Origin of the sequence: Methylopila musalis (genome assembly GCF_042679725.1) — a bacterium.
GTDB classification, from domain to species: domain Bacteria; phylum Pseudomonadota; class Alphaproteobacteria; order Rhizobiales; family Methylopilaceae; genus Methylopila; species Methylopila musalis.
Window position 1 is genome coordinate 1 of the sequence record NZ_JBHTMX010000072.1, and the last position, 13,825, is coordinate 13,825.

The 13,825-nt window shown below is 70.5% G+C and carries 16 protein-coding genes; 2 read left to right on the forward strand and 14 right to left on the reverse strand.

What is annotated here, in order from left to right:
- The first annotated feature begins 173 nt into the window (after window positions 1–173).
- Window positions 174–800 (forward strand): response regulator transcription factor, encoded by a 627-nt coding sequence (locus tag ACFQ4O_RS09555; RefSeq protein WP_378775476.1) that lies wholly within the window; start codon window positions 174–176, stop codon window positions 798–800.
- Window positions 801–924: 124 nt separating this feature from the next.
- Here the strand turns inward: ACFQ4O_RS09555 and purQ are convergent, their stop codons facing one another.
- The 8 genes from purQ to purL all read right to left on the reverse strand — a co-directional run bounded on the left by purQ (window position 925) and on the right by purL (window position 7,035).
- The gene (gene purQ, locus ACFQ4O_RS09560) at window positions 925–1,614 is read right to left on the reverse strand and encodes a phosphoribosylformylglycinamidine synthase subunit PurQ (protein ID WP_378775463.1); all 690 of its coding nucleotides are present in this window, start codon (window positions 1,612–1,614) and stop codon (window positions 925–927) included.
- 36 nt (window positions 1,615–1,650) lie between these two features.
- A complete protein-coding gene (locus tag ACFQ4O_RS09565) occupies window positions 1,651–2,205 on the reverse strand; it encodes a hypothetical protein (RefSeq protein ID WP_378775464.1) in 555 nt (184 codons plus the stop codon).
- A gap of 7 nt (window positions 2,206–2,212) precedes the next feature.
- Window positions 2,213–2,455 (reverse strand): phosphoribosylformylglycinamidine synthase subunit PurS, encoded by a 243-nt coding sequence (purS, locus tag ACFQ4O_RS09570; RefSeq protein ID WP_378775465.1) that lies wholly within the window; start codon window positions 2,453–2,455, stop codon window positions 2,213–2,215.
- A 41-nt stretch (window positions 2,456–2,496) separates the two neighbouring features.
- Window positions 2,497–3,087 (reverse strand): hypothetical protein, encoded by a 591-nt coding sequence (locus tag ACFQ4O_RS09575; RefSeq protein WP_378775466.1) that lies wholly within the window; start codon window positions 3,085–3,087, stop codon window positions 2,497–2,499.
- 95 nt (window positions 3,088–3,182) lie between these two features.
- A complete protein-coding gene (purC, locus tag ACFQ4O_RS09580) occupies window positions 3,183–3,986 on the reverse strand; it encodes a phosphoribosylaminoimidazolesuccinocarboxamide synthase (protein ID WP_271204733.1) in 804 nt (267 codons plus the stop codon).
- Between the two features lie 185 nt (window positions 3,987–4,171).
- Entirely contained in the window at window positions 4,172–4,504 is a 333-nt protein-coding gene (grxD, locus tag ACFQ4O_RS09585; RefSeq protein WP_378775467.1) for a Grx4 family monothiol glutaredoxin, read from the reverse strand.
- A gap of 29 nt (window positions 4,505–4,533) precedes the next feature.
- Window positions 4,534–4,773 (reverse strand): BolA family protein, encoded by a 240-nt coding sequence (locus ACFQ4O_RS09590; RefSeq protein ID WP_271204735.1) that lies wholly within the window; start codon window positions 4,771–4,773, stop codon window positions 4,534–4,536.
- A 39-nt stretch (window positions 4,774–4,812) separates the two neighbouring features.
- Window positions 4,813–7,035: a phosphoribosylformylglycinamidine synthase subunit PurL gene (gene purL / locus ACFQ4O_RS09595; protein ID WP_378775468.1), complete on the reverse strand. Its 2,223-nt coding sequence runs from the start codon at window positions 7,033–7,035 to the stop codon at window positions 4,813–4,815.
- A 177-nt stretch (window positions 7,036–7,212) separates the two neighbouring features.
- Here purL and ACFQ4O_RS09600 point away from each other — a divergent pair, with 177 nt between their 5' ends.
- The gene (locus tag ACFQ4O_RS09600) at window positions 7,213–7,962 is read left to right on the forward strand and encodes an SDR family NAD(P)-dependent oxidoreductase (protein ID WP_378775469.1); all 750 of its coding nucleotides are present in this window, start codon (window positions 7,213–7,215) and stop codon (window positions 7,960–7,962) included.
- A gap of 233 nt (window positions 7,963–8,195) precedes the next feature.
- Here ACFQ4O_RS09600 and der read toward each other — a convergent pair whose 3' ends face one another.
- The 6 genes from der to ACFQ4O_RS09630 form a co-directional block, all read right to left on the reverse strand.
- A complete protein-coding gene (der, locus tag ACFQ4O_RS09605) occupies window positions 8,196–9,572 on the reverse strand; it encodes a ribosome biogenesis GTPase Der (RefSeq protein ID WP_378775470.1) in 1,377 nt (458 codons plus the stop codon).
- 78 nt (window positions 9,573–9,650) lie between these two features.
- Window positions 9,651–9,872: a hypothetical protein gene (locus ACFQ4O_RS09610; RefSeq protein ID WP_378775471.1), complete on the reverse strand. Its 222-nt coding sequence runs from the start codon at window positions 9,870–9,872 to the stop codon at window positions 9,651–9,653.
- Window positions 9,873–9,920: 48 nt separating this feature from the next.
- Window positions 9,921–10,580 carry a tetratricopeptide repeat protein gene (locus ACFQ4O_RS09615; protein WP_378775472.1) on the reverse strand — a complete coding sequence of 220 codons (660 nt, stop codon included), beginning with the start codon at window positions 10,578–10,580 and terminating at the stop codon, window positions 9,921–9,923.
- 144 nt (window positions 10,581–10,724) lie between these two features.
- A complete protein-coding gene (locus ACFQ4O_RS09620) occupies window positions 10,725–11,300 on the reverse strand; it encodes an NnrU family protein (protein ID WP_378775473.1) in 576 nt (191 codons plus the stop codon).
- Window positions 11,301–11,380: 80 nt separating this feature from the next.
- Window positions 11,381–12,874, reverse strand: coding sequence for an amidophosphoribosyltransferase (purF, locus tag ACFQ4O_RS09625; RefSeq protein ID WP_378775474.1), 1,494 nt, complete (start codon window positions 12,872–12,874; stop codon window positions 11,381–11,383).
- A gap of 76 nt (window positions 12,875–12,950) precedes the next feature.
- Window positions 12,951–13,613: a CvpA family protein gene (locus ACFQ4O_RS09630; RefSeq protein WP_378775475.1), complete on the reverse strand. Its 663-nt coding sequence runs from the start codon at window positions 13,611–13,613 to the stop codon at window positions 12,951–12,953.
- Between the last annotated feature and the right edge of the window lie 212 nt (window positions 13,614–13,825).

Here is a 13,825-nt window from a genome sequence, read left to right on the forward strand (position 1 = left end):
CGCGCGGCGCGCGGCGGCCGCCCGCGCGGCGGTGAGGCGTCGGCGCCCCGGCCATCCCTGGCGCACTGCATCCCAAGTACGCCTTGCGCCTTTGGAAAAGTTCGATCAGGTAAGGATGTCTGGTCTGCGGGTTTTTGCGTACCCCGCGGCGTATGCGAGGCGTGGGGACGCTGATGTGGGGCGCGGTGGGCGACAGACGCGTTGTGGTCATCGTCGATGACGACGCGGCCGTCCGGGAGATTCTGACCGCGGCGTTCGAGGCCGGCGGGTTCGAGGCGCGCGCCCATGGCGACGCCGCCTCCGCCCTCGACGGGCTCGACCGGGACCCGTCGGTCTGCTGCGTGCTGCTCGACGTGGTGATGCCGGGCATGTCCGGCCTCGACGCCCTGCGCGCGCTCAACCAGCGCGGCCTCACCGCTCCCATCCTGATGATCTCCGGCTCCGCCGACATCCCCATGGCGGTGGACGCCATCCGCCACGGCGCGCTCGATTTTATCGAGAAGCCGTTCGACCCGCTGCGGATCGTGACCCGGGTGTCGGAGGCGCTGACCGCCGAGGCCGCCCGCGCGGCCGAGCGGCGGGAGGGCGTCGTCGCCAACGCGGCGCTGGGCGATCTGCTCACACGGCGCGAGCGCGAGGTGCTGGCCCTGATCGCCGAAGGGCTGTCGAACAAGGAGGCGGGGCGCCAGCTCAGCATCAGCCCCCGCACCATCGAGGTGCACCGCGCCCGCATCATGGAGAAGGTGGGCGCGCGCAACGCCGCGGACCTCGTCCGCATCGTGATGTCCCACACCGCCTGACGGCGTCCTGAACCGCGCCGGAAGGGCCCGGCGCGCCACAGGCGCATCGCCCGAGACGGGCTCGGGCGAGAAGGTCGGGAGTCCGGATCGCGCGCGTCCGCTGGAGCGCGCGCCTCGCGGGGGGTCAGGCCGCCCGGGCGAGGCCCTCGAACAGGGGGGCGCCGTCGATGCCGCCCACCGCCGCGTCGATCAGGTTCTCCGGGTGCGGCATCAGGCCGAGCACGTTGCGCTGCTCGGAATAGATCCCGGCGATGTCGTTCACCGAGCCGTTGGGGTTGGCGCGCCCGCCCACGACGCCGGCGGCGTCGCAGTAGCGGAACGCCACCCGGCCGTCGCCCTCGAGCCGGGCCACGGTCTCCGGATCGGCGAAGTAGTTGCCCTCGCCATGGGCGATGCAGACCTCGATCACCGCGCCCGGCTGATAGGCGCGGGTGAAGGCGGTGTCGTTGCGCTCCACCTTCAGGTGCTGCTCCCGGCACACGAAGCGCAGGTCCGCGTTGCGGGTCAGGATGCCCGGCAACAGGCCGCTCTCCACCAGGATCTGGAAGCCGTTGCAGATGCCGAGCACGAGGCCGCCGCGGGCGGCGTGGGCGCGCACCGCGTCCATCACCGGCGAGCGGGCCGCGATGGCGCCGCAGCGCAGATAGTCGCCATAGGAGAACCCGCCCGGCAGCGCCACGAGGTCCGTGCCGGACGGCAGCTCGGTTTCGGTGTGCCACACGAAGGCCGGCGCCTTGCCGCTGGCGCGGGCGAGCGCCGCCGCGACGTCGCGTTCGCGGTTGGAGCCGGGAAAGACGATGACGGCGGCGTTCATGGACGGGTCCTCGAAGGGCGACGAAACGGCGTTGTCTTACTGCGCGATCTGCACGGCCGCCAGCGCCTGCTCGATCTTCTGCTTGTGCTCGTCCCAGCGCGCGGCGGGAGCGACGCAGTTGAAGGCCACGTCGTAGCCTTTCGCGGCGATCAGGAACAGGCCGAAGCGCAGCTTGCCGGGCTCGCCCTCCGCCTTCATCTCCGCCCAGTGGCCGGAATTGGCGCCGAAGCGCTTCGGCGCGAAGGGAACGGTGACTTCGGTGGAGAACTCTTTCGGCGCGTTCTTGAGAACGCCGTCGCCGAAGGCCTTCACGGTCTCGTCCGGCAGGGCGACGCCCGGGCGGGCCTCGGCGTCGGTGCGGGTCTGGATGGTGCAGAACACCCGGTCCTCGCCGCAGGACTTGTCGGTGCAGCGCACGCCGATCTGGCGCACGGTCTGGAACTTCACCCAGTTCACGCCGTCCGGAACCAGCCGGAACACGTTGTTGGGGCCGGTGATGTCCGGTCCGGCCTGGGCGAAGGCGGCGCCGGCGGCGCCGAGCACCGCGGCCGCGGCCAGGAGGCCGGCGGCGCGCTTGGAGATTTCCATCATATGGAGGTCATCCCGAGATGTCGTAGCGATAGCTCTCGATCACGGTGTTCGCGAGCAGCTTCTCGCACATTGCCTTGAGGGTGGCCTCCGCCTCCGCGGGATCGTTGGTCGCCAGTTCGACGTCGAACAGCTTGCCCTGACGGACGCTCTCGACGCCGCCAACGCCGAGGGAGCCGAGCGCTCCCTCGATGGCCTTGCCCTGCGGATCGAGGACCCCGTTCTTGAGGGTGACGGTGACGCGCGCCTTCATGATCGGGGCAACCTCGCTTGGCGGAGAATGGTTCGGGCTTCTTACAGCGTGTCGAGCGCCTTCGCGATCTTCTCGGCGCTGTCGTCGCGCAGTTTAAGAGCCGCGCTTTCGCCCTTCGTCAACACCTGAACCGCCATGAGCCGTCCGGCCTTGGCGTCGAACAGGGTCGTCATCACCGCCGAAGCGCCGTCCGGGCAGCCGCCGACGCTGTCGATGCGCACTCGCGTGTCGCTGACCTTCTTGACGTCGTAGCTCTTGAACGCGCAGCCGGTGGCCTTCATGGACTCGTCGTTGCCGTATTTGTAGCTCGGCAGCGCGCCCTGCGGGTCGGCGATGATCTTCTTGAAATAATCCTCGCTCGGACGGGCCGAGCTCACGCCCATCACGCCGCGGCCGCCGCAGGCGTCGTTGTCGCAGATGTAGGTGACGCTCTCGCCCGTGGCCGAGTGCTTGCGCCAGCCGGCGCCGATGTCGCCCAGCGTCTGCTCGATGTTGATGGACGGCCGGTCGTCCTCGGCCGGGGCGGCCTGGGGCGCGGGCGCCGCGGGCGCTTGGGCGGGGGCCTGGGCGAGGGCGGGACCGGCGGCGAGGCCGAAGGCGAGCGCGGCGAAGGCCCAGTTTTTTATGGGCATATTATTATCCTCCCAGTCGAAACGACGCCGCCCCGCTCCGGGGGGAGCGGGGCGGCGCATGAAGCGGCGTTTTTCAACGACGACGTCGTCGGAGATCAGTCCTTCGACGTCACCAGCACCGGACCGCGGCCGTTCGGCGTCTCCTGCTCCGGCAGGATGCCGAGGCGGCGCGCGACCTCGGAATAGGCTTCGACCAGACCGCCCATGTCGCGGCGGAACCGGTCCTTGTCGAGCTTGTCGTTGGACTTGATGTCCCACAGACGGCACGAATCCGGCGAAATCTCATCGGCGACGACGATGCGGACCGTGTCGTTCTCCCACAGGCGGCCGCATTCCATCTTGAAGTCCACGAGACGGATGCCGACGCCCAGGAACAGGCCGGACAGGAAGTCGTTGACGCGGATGGCGAGCGCCATGATGTCGTCGATCTCCTGCGGGCTCGCCCACCCGAAGGCGGTCACGTGCTCCTCGGAGACCATCGGATCGTTCAGCGCGTCGTTCTTGTAATAGAACTCGATGATCGAACGGGGCAGCTGGGTGCCCTCCTCGATGCCGAGCTTCTGCGCCAGAGAGCCGGCGGCGACGTTGCGCACCACCACCTCGAGGGGGATGATCTCCACCTCGCGGATGAGCTGCTCCCGCATGTTGAGCCGACGGATGAAATGCGTCGGCACGCCGATGTCGTTCAGGTTCTGAAAGACGAACTCGGAGATGCGGTTGTTCAGGACGCCCTTGCCGTCGATCACCTCGTGCTTTTTTGCGTTGAAAGCGGTGGCGTCGTCCTTGAAGTGCTGAATCAGCGTGCCGGGTTCGGGGCCTTCGTACAGGACTTTCGCCTTGCCTTCATAAATGCGGCGGCGGCGGTTCATCGGCGTATACCGTGGCTTGAGGAAATCCATATCACCTGCCGGTTGATCGTGTCAGACCGGATGGTCGTCGATCCGGCGAACGCATGGATCGACCGTCGTCTCAGTGCGAGAGACGCCATGCGTGCGGGCGGACCCTAGCCGATCAGGGCCTTGAGCACAACGATCGCGGCGGAGAGCGCAGACGCGGGCGGCCTTGCGCGCCGCCCGGATCCGACTCAGGCGCTCTGCTTCAGCGGCACGCCGGCCTCGGTCAGCAGGGTCTGAAGTTCGCCCGCCTGGAACATCTCGCGCACGATGTCGCAGCCGCCCACGAACTCGCCCTTGACGTAGAGCTGGGGGATCGTCGGCCAGTTGGAGAAGTCCTTGATGCCCTGGCGCAGCTCGTCGCTCTGCAGCACGTTCACGCTGCCGTAGGGCGCGCCGAGATAGTCCAGGATCTGGACCACCTGACCCGAGAAGCCGCACTGCGGGAACTGGGGCGTGCCCTTGAGAAACAGCACCACGTCATGGGTGTCGATGGCGTTCTGGATGAAGTCCTTGGCGCTCATGGGGGTCGTAACCTCTCGGGTCCGGGTGCTCAGGCGTCGGCGGGGGCGCTGGTTTGGAGGGCGAGCGCGTGGAGCGCGCCGCCCATCTGCCCCTTGAGCGCCTGATACACGATCTGATGCTGCTGCACGCGGCTCTTGCCGCGGAAGCTCTCGGAGACGACCGTCGCCGCGTAATGGTCCCCGTCGCCGGCGAGATCGCGAATCGTGACCTCGGCGTCCGGCAGGGCGTCGCGGATCAACTGCTCGATCTCGCGGGCGTCCATGGGCATCGGCGTTCGTCTCCTTCGTTCAGGTCGCGCGGGGACGCGTCAGTCGGCGTCGACCGCAGGCCCCGCCATGAAGCGCGGGAACCAGCCTTCGTGCGCCTCGCGCAGCTCGCTCAGGAGGATGGGGGCTTCGGCGCCGGGAATCAATCGGTCGCCGCCGGTGGTCCCGATCCGCGTGGCGGTCACGCCCGCCTCGCTCGCGGCGGAGATGACGAGCCCCGCCTTGGATTCCTCCACCGTCACCACGTAGCGGGCCTGATCCTCGCCGAAGAACCAGGCGTGGGCCGGAAGGCTCGCCGGGGCGTCGTCGAGGGTGGCGCCGAGGCGTCCGGCGAGCGCCATCTCCGCCACCGCCAGCAGCAGGCCGCCGTCGGAGACGTCGTGGACCGCCGTCGCGGCGCCGGAGAGCACGAGGCTGCGCACGAAGTCGCCGTTGCGCAGCTCGGCCGGAAGATCGACCGGCGGCGGGGCGCCTTCCTCGCGGCCCGCCACCAGCCACAGCCAGCAGGAGCGGCCGAGCCAGCCCAGCGCGTCGCCGATGACGAGGATCGCCTCGCCCTCGCGCTTGAAGGCGATGGTGGCGCTCTTCGCCACGTCGTCGATCACGCCGACCGCGCCGATGGTGGGCGTCGGCAGGATCGCGCGCCCCTGCGTCTCGTTGTAGAGCGAGACGTTGCCGGACACGACGGGGAAGTCGAGCGCCCGGCAGGCCTCGCCGATGCCTTTAATGCAGCCCACGAGCTGGCCCATGATCTCGGGCTTCTCGGGATTGCCGAAGTTCAGGTTGTCGGTGACGGCGAGCGGGCGGGCGCCGACCGCGGTGATGTTGCGCCACGCCTCCGCCACCGCCTGCTTGCCGCCCTCGAACGGGTCGGCCTCGCAGTAGCGCGGCGTCACGTCGGCGGTGAGCGCGAGGCCCTTGGGGCCGCCGTTCACCCGCACCACGGCCGAATCGCCGCCGGGCTTCTGCACGGTCTCGCCGAGGATGATGTGATCGTACTGCTCCCACACCCAGCGGCGGGAGGACAGCTCGGCCGAGCCGATCAGCGTGAGCAGCGCCTCGCCGGTGGAGACGGCGGCCGGGATCGCGGCCGGGCTCAGCGCCGGCTGCTTCGGGGTCTCGACGTGGGGCCGGTCGTATTCGGGCGCCTCGTCGCCGAGCTCCTTGATCGGCAGGTCGGCCTTCAGCTCGCCGTTGAAATAGACCTTGAAGCGCAGGTCGTCGGTGGTGCGGCCGACCACCGCGAAGTCGAGCCCCCACTTGTCGAAGATGGCGCGGGCCACGTCCTCCTTCTCGGGGTGCAGCACCATGAGCATGCGCTCCTGGCTTTCCGAGAGCATCATCTCGTAGGCCGTCATGCCCTCTTCGCGCACGGGCACGTTCTCGAGGTCGAGGCGGATGCCGAGGTCGCCCTTGGCGCCCATCTCCACCGCCGAGCAGGTGAGGCCGGCCGCGCCCATGTCCTGGATCGCCACCACGGACCCGGAGGCCATCAGCTCGAGGCAGGCCTCCAGCAGCAGCTTCTCGGCGAAGGGGTCGCCCACCTGCACGGTGGGGCGCTTCTCCTCGGAGGCGTCGTCGAACTCGGCCGAGGCCATGGTGGCGCCGTGGATGCCGTCGCGGCCGGTCTTGGAGCCGAGATAGACCACCGGCAGGCCGACGCCGGTCGCCTTGGCGTAGAAGATGGCGTCCGCCTTGGCGAGGCCGACCGCCATGGCGTTGACGAGGATGTTGCCGTCGTAGCGGGTATGGAAGCCCACGAGGCCGCCGACCGTCGGCACGCCGAACGAGTTGCCGTAGCCGCCGACGCCGGCCACCACGCCCGACACCAGATGGCGGGTGCGCGGATGCTCCGGCGCGCCGAAGCGCAGCGCGTTCAGCGCCGCCACGGGGCGGGCGCCCATGGTGAACACGTCGCGCAGGATGCCGCCGACGCCGGTCGCCGCGCCCTGATAGGGCTCGATGAAGGACGGGTGGTTGTGGCTCTCCATCTTGAACACCACGGCGTCGCCGTCGCCGATGTCCACCACGCCGGCGTTCTCGCCCGGGCCCTGGATGACGAGCGGGCCGGAGATCGGCAGCGTCTTCAACCAGATCTTGGACGACTTGTACGAGCAGTGCTCGTTCCACATGGCCGAGAACACGCCGAGCTCCGTGAAGCTCGGCTCGCGGCCGATGAGGTCGAGGATGCGCTGATACTCGTCGGGCTTCAGGCCGTGGGCGGCGACGAGTTCGGGCGTGATGGCGGGCTCGTGTGCGGTCATCGCTCTCGGGGGCAGGATCGGGGCCTAGGGGAGACGTGCGGTCTTGCTACGCCAACGGGACCGGAGACGCCAGCCCGAAGCGGCCTCGAAGGCCGCGCGGCTTGCCTCCGGCGGGCGATCCGATAAGCCTGTCGCCGCTGACCTCCGAGACCCGCGCGCAAAAAGACGAGCCGGACCATGACCACCGATCTTCCTCTCGCCGGCCGCGTCGCGGTCGTCACCGGCGCCTCCCGCGGGATCGGTTACGCCGTCGCCAAGGCGCTGGCGGCCGCCGGCGCCCATGTGGTCGCCACCGCCCGCACGCAAGGCGGGCTCGAAGAGCTCGACGACGAGATCCGGACCGCGGGCGGCTCCGCCACGCTCGCGCCGTTCGCGATCGACGATTTCGACGCCATCGACCGGCTGGGCGCGGCGCTCTACCAGCGCTTCGGCAAGCTCGACGTTCTGGTGGCGAACGCCGGCCAGCTCGGGCCGCTGACGCCGCTCGGCCATGTGGAGCCGAAGGAGTGGGACAAGACGGTGGCGGTGAACCTCACCGCGAACTGGCGGCTGATCCGCTCGCTCGACCCGCTGCTGCGCGCCTCCGACGCGGGGCGGGCGGTGTTCCTCACCTCGGGCGTCGTCCACAAGGACCGGGCCTATTGGGGGCCTTACGCCGTGACCAAGGCCGGGGTCGAGGCGCTGGCGCGCTCCTACGCCGCCGAGACCCGGACCAACACGCCGGTGCGCGTCTCGCTGGTCAATCCCGGCCCCCTGCGCACCGCCATGCGCGCCCGCGCCATGCCGGGCGAGGACGCCGCGACGCTGAAGACGCCGGCGGAGCTCGCCCCGAAGATCGTGGAGCTGTGCCTGCCGTCCTGGACCGAGACGGGCAAGCTCTACGACTTCCCCACGGATCGCCTGCTGGCGTTCCAGCCGCCGGCCTGAGGCGGACGTCTGGAGAGGCTGCGGGGACACGGCGGTACCGCGTGACGAAAAGACCTCCGTCATGCCCGCGCCTTCGCGCGGGTATCCACGACTTCGACGTTCAAGCTTCCGCCCGGTGGAAAGTCGTGGATGCCCGAGACAAGCTCGGGCATGACGGCGAGGGGACGCCATAGCCGGGGCATGACGGCGAGGTGGACGTTCTTGGCCCGGCCCGCGACGTCCCGAACGAGCCGTCAGCCCTTGCTGTCGTACGGGTTGTCCGGCTGGCGGAACGTCAGCCGGATCGGCGCGCCCGGCATGTCGAAGGTCTCGCGCAGGCCGTTGATCAGGTAGCGCACGTACGAATCCGGCAGTTCCTCGGTGCGGGTGCCGAAGATGACGAAGAACGGCGGGCGCGCCTTGGGCTGGGTGGCGTAGCGCAGCTTGATGCGCTTGCCGGCGACCGCGGGGGGCGGATGCCGCTCCAGCACGCCCTCGAGCCAGCGGTTGAGCGCCGCGGTGGAGACCCGACGGTTCCAGATCTCGTGCGCGGTCTGCACGGCGGACATCAGCCGGTCGACGCCTTCGCCGGTCTGGCCGGAGAGCGCCACCATCTGGGCGCCCTTCACCTGCGGCAGCAGCCGGTCCAGCGCCTCGCGGTGGCGCTTCAGCGCCGCGCTGCGGTCCTCGACCAGATCCCACTTGTTCAGGGCGATCACGATGGCCCGGCCCTCGCGCGCCACCAGATCGGCGATGGAGAGGTCCTGCTTCTCGAACGGGATGGTGCTGTCCAGCAGGACCACCACCACCTCCGCGAACTTGATGGAGCGGATGGCGTCGGCGACCGACAGCTTCTCCAGCTTGTCGATCACCCGCGCCTTGCGGCGCAGGCCGGCGGTGTCCACCAGCCGCACCCTGCGACCGCGCCACTCCCAGTCGATCGAGACCGAATCGCGGGTGATGCCGGCCTCGGGGCCGGTCAGCATGCGCTCCTCGCCCACGAGCCGGTTCACCAGCGTGGACTTGCCGGCGTTCGGGCGGCCGACGATGGCGATGCGCAGCGGCGCGCCCTCGCCGGTCTCCTCGTCCTCATCCTCGTCGGAGGGCTCGGGGAAGAACGGCTGCAGCGCGTCGTAGAGGTCGCCAAGGCCCTCGCCGTGCTCGGCGGAGACGGGCAGCGGATCGCCGAGGCCGAGCGAATAGGCGTCGTAGGCGCCGTCGCGGCCCGCATGGCCCTCGGCCTTGTTGGCGAGCAGGATGACGGGGCTGGTCGCGCGCCGCGCCAGATCGGCGAAGCGGATGTCGTCGGCGGTGACGCCGGCGCGGGCGTCGATCACGAACAGGATGACGTCCGCCTCGGCGATCGCCGCCTCGGTCTGCTGGCGCATCCGGGCTTCGAGCGAGCCGTCGGCGGCGGTCTCGAGCCCCGCGGTGTCGACGATGCGGAAGGTGAGGTCGCCGAGGCGGCCTTCGCCCTCGCGCCGGTCGCGGGTCACGCCCGGCCGGTCGTCGACCAGCGCGAGGCGCTTGCCGACGAGGCGGTTGAACAGGGTGGACTTGCCCACGTTCGGCCGGCCGACCACGGCGATCAGCGGCAGGACGCCGGCGGGGGGGCGCTCAGTCTCGGTCACGGCGGCGACGCCCTCCCGGCGCCCTCAAGGCTCTGGCGCGCGGCCGCGGAGTGCGGCCGCTGTCCGCCCGAGCCGACGTCAGGCGAAGGTGGACGCGGCGGCCGTCAGCGCCGACAGCGGGTCGAGCACGACGTCCGGCGGGGGCGGAGCGACCTGCGGCACGGGGCGACGCTCGCCCGGCAGCGGCTTTTCCTTCTCGCCGAACGGATTCATGTTCGACAGCGATTCGCAGCCGACCACGGTCGCGCCGAGAGCGGCGACGATGGCGAGGCGGAGCAGGATTCTGGAACGCTCGGTCACGTTATGCGGTCTCCCCCTGATCGAGACGGCTTCGGCGCGGATCGCGCCTCAGTTCGTGGTGGCCGCGGGCGGCGGCATGACGGCGAGCATCAGTTCGGCGCGCTGGCGCGCGCCCTGCGGCGTGTCGCCGTCGGACATCAGCGCCTCGAACTGGCGGCGGGCGTCGGTCACGTCGCCGGCCTTGTAGGCGGCGAGGCCGAGCGCTTCGCGGGCGGCGTGGCGCCAGGCGCCGTTGTCCACCGCGAGCGGCTCCACCAGACGGCGCACCTCGTCGCGGGACGAGGCGTCCACCGCCACATAGGCGGCGCGCACCCGCGCGGCGTCGCGCAGCAGGCCGTTGAGCGCCGAATCGTTCGCGATCGCCTCATAGGCCTTGATGGCGGCGGCGGGATCGCTCTCGGTCAGCAGCGCGGCTTCGCGCAGACGCGCGACCGCGCGGTAGCCGGCCGGCCCGTCGGCGGCGAGGCCGGCGAAGGCGGCGCGGACCTCGTCGTCCTTGCCCTCGGCCGCAAGCCTGGCCGCCGCCTGATAGCGGTCGCCGGCGGCCTGCGCCTGATGGGCTGCGTAATACTCGTAGCCCCGCCAGGCGCCGACGCCGAGCACGGCGAGCGTCACCACGGCGACGATCAGCCAGCCGTAGCGGGCCCAGACGCGCTGCATCCGCTCGCGGCGAATCTCTTCCTGGACTTCGTGGAAGATGTCGGTCATCGGCGGTGACGCACGTCCTGAACGCTGGGGGCCGAAGGAGGCCCTGAAGCCATGTGAAAACCGCGCCGGCCATGACGCCGTCGCGAAGGCGCGCACCATAGCGACGCCGGCCCCGCCCGGCAAATCCTTAAATGACGCCTGCGATCACGACCCGAAGGCGGGCACGCCGATCAGGATCGGGTGCAGGAACGCGCCGAACACGCCGTAGAGCACCACGCCGATCGCCACGGCGACGATGTCGTTGCGCCCGTCCACGGGCGCGGGCGCCGCCGCCGGCCCCTCCTTGCGCTCCCGACGCTTGATCAGGATGCGGGCGATCACGCCATAGGCGAGCAGGCCGCCGAACAGCAGGATGCTGGCGAGATCGCCGTTGGCGGCGAGATGCGCGAAGGCCCAGAGCTTCACCGCCGCCAGCATGGGATGCTTGGCCGCAGCCCGGATGCGGCCCGGCACATAGGCCGAGACCAGCAGGATGAACGCCGGCAGCATCAGCGCGGCGGGGATGTGCCGCGTCCAGGCGGGCGGCGTCCAGACGCCCACATAGAGCGCGTGGCTATAGCCGTAGACGATCAGCGCCAGCGCGAGCGTCGAGAGCGCGGAGTAGCCGATCTTGTAGGCGGGCTCGCCGAAACGGGCGATCAGGCGCGCGCGGCCGTCGCGGGCGCGCGTCGCCAGATGGACGCCGATGAACAGCAGAAGTCCGGCGACAAGCAGGGTCATGGCGGCGTCCGATCCGTCTGGAGACGTTCCAGACTAGCGGAGCCGGCCGCCCGACGCCATGGCGCCGGGCGCGGAGGCGCTCAGCTCGCCTCGGCGATCAGCGACAGCTGGCGCGGGGTCTCGCCGGAATAGTCCGTGAGCGCGGTCGGGTAGTCGCCGGTGAAGCAGTGGTCGGCGAACTGGGGATGGGCGGCGTCGCGGGCGTCGTAGCCCATGGCGCGGTAGAGCCCGTCCACGGAGAGGAAGGCGAGGCTGTCGGCGCCAATGAACTCGCGCATCTGCTCCAGCGTGTGGGTCGCGGCCAGCAGCTTGTCCCGCTCCGGCGTGTCGATGCCGTAGAAGTCCGAATGCATGATCGGCGGACAGGCGAGGCGGAAATGCACCTCCTTGGCGCCGGCGTCGCGCATCATCTTGACGATCTTCAGCGAGGTGGTGCCGCGCACGAGGCTGTCGTCCACCAGCACGATGCGCTTGCCTTCCACCTGGCTGCGGTTGGCGCTGTGCTTCATGCGCACGCCGAGCTCGCGCACGCCCTGGGTCGGCTGGATGAAGGTGCGGCCCACATAGTGGTTGCGGATGATGCCGAGCTCGAACGGGATCCCGCTCTCGCGGCTGAAGCCGATGGCGGCCGGCACGCCCGAATCCGGGATCGGCACGATCACGTCGGCGTCGGGCGCGCTCTCGCGGGCGAGCTCCATGCCCATGCGCTTGCGCACCTCGTAGACCGACTGGCCCTGCACCACGCTGTCCGGCCGGGCGAAATACACGAACTCAAACACGCAGGGGCGCATCGGCTGGGGCGGGAACGGGCGCAGCGACTGCACGCCGTCCTCGGAGATGATCACCACCTCGCCGTTCTCGATGTCGCGCACGTATTTGGCGCCGATGATGTCGAGCGCGCAGGTCTCGGAGGTGAGGATGTAGCAGCCGTCCAGCTCTCCGAGGATCAGCGGGCGGATGCCGAGCGGGTCGCGCGCGCCGACCAGCTTCTTGGTGGAGAGCGCCACCAGCGCGTAGGCGCCTTCGATCTCGCGCAGGGCGTTGACGAAGCGGTCGATGATGCGCGGCCGGCGGCTGTGGGCCACGAGATGCAGGATCACCTCGGTGTCGGAGGTGGACTGGCAGATGGCGCCGGCGCGGATCAGCTCGCGGCGCAGGGTCATGGCGTTGGTGAGGTTGCCGTTGTGCGCCACCGCGAGGCCGCCGGCGTCGAGCTCGGCGAACAGCGGCTGCACGTTGCGCAGGATGGTCTCGCCGGTAGTGGAGTAGCGGTTGTGGCCGATGGCGGAGCGGCCGGGCAGGCGGGCGATGACCTTGCCGTCGGAGAAGTGGTCGCCCACCAGCCCGAGGCGTTTCTCGGCGTGGAACCGGTCGCCGTCATAGGAGACGATGCCGGCCGCCTCCTGCCCGCGGTGCTGCAGGGCGTGCAGGCCGAGCGCGGTGAGCGCCGCCGCCTCCGGGTGCCCGAACACGCCGAACACGCCGCACTCCTCCCGGAGCCGGTCGGCGTTGGGGTCGAAGATGTCTTCCACGACGTCGAGCGCGCCGGGGCGCGCGGGGAATCCGTCCGTCATGATCCGTCTCCCGGGGCGAGAGCCGCCGCCCCCTTGCCGTCCGCGCCCGATCCATCGGCGCGGCGAAATCCAGGCTCTACCGGGCGTCCCGGTCGAGCAGTTGCTGAATGCCCTGCCGGTCCTGCGGCGAGGCGTTCGGCGTCTCCTCGGGGGGAGGCGCGGTGTCCGGCGTCGGCGCGGACGGGGCGGCGGGCGTCTGGGCGTCGCCGCCCGCGCCGTCCCGGCGCTTGAGCTTCTGCAAGATGGTGCTTTCCGGATCGTCCGGCAACAGCGCCAGAAGCTGGTCGCCTGCGCTCTGCAGCAGGGGCTTGGACTGGGAGGTGCGGAACCAGTCCGGCTGCCCCTTCTCCGGCACGAGCCAGGTGAAGAACAGGAAGGCCACGACCACCAGCAGCAGGCCGCGCGCGGCGCCGAAGGCGAAGCCGAGCGTGCGGTCGATGGGGCCGATGCGGCTGTCCAGGATCGCGTCCGAGATCTTCATGGTGATGAAGGACACGATCAGCAGCGTCAGGATGAACACGCCGCCGGCCGCGATCACGTCGGCGATCTGCGGCGGGTTGAACGCGATGTGCTCGCGGGCGAGCGCGCGCGCCGGCTCGAACAGCAGCGCGGTGGCCGCCACCGCCGCGACCCACGAGGCGATGGACAGCACCTCGCGGGTGAAGCCGCGCACCATGGCGAGCAGCGCCGACACCAGCATCACGGCGAGGAGGATCACGTCGAGAAGGGTGATGGTCATCTACGCGGCCGGGAACTGGAGATCGGGCGCGCCCCGGAGCGTGCGGGGCGCTTGCGCGGGGTCTCTATACAGCGCGGTCACTCATCCGTCACGCGGCTTGTCGCCGCTCCCCTCGGCTCGCCCTTGGCCTCGGCCCGGGCGGCGAGCCGCGCCACCAGCGCGTCGAGGGTGGGAGCGGCGACCGGCGCCACGCCCGCCTCCTGCGCCGCCTC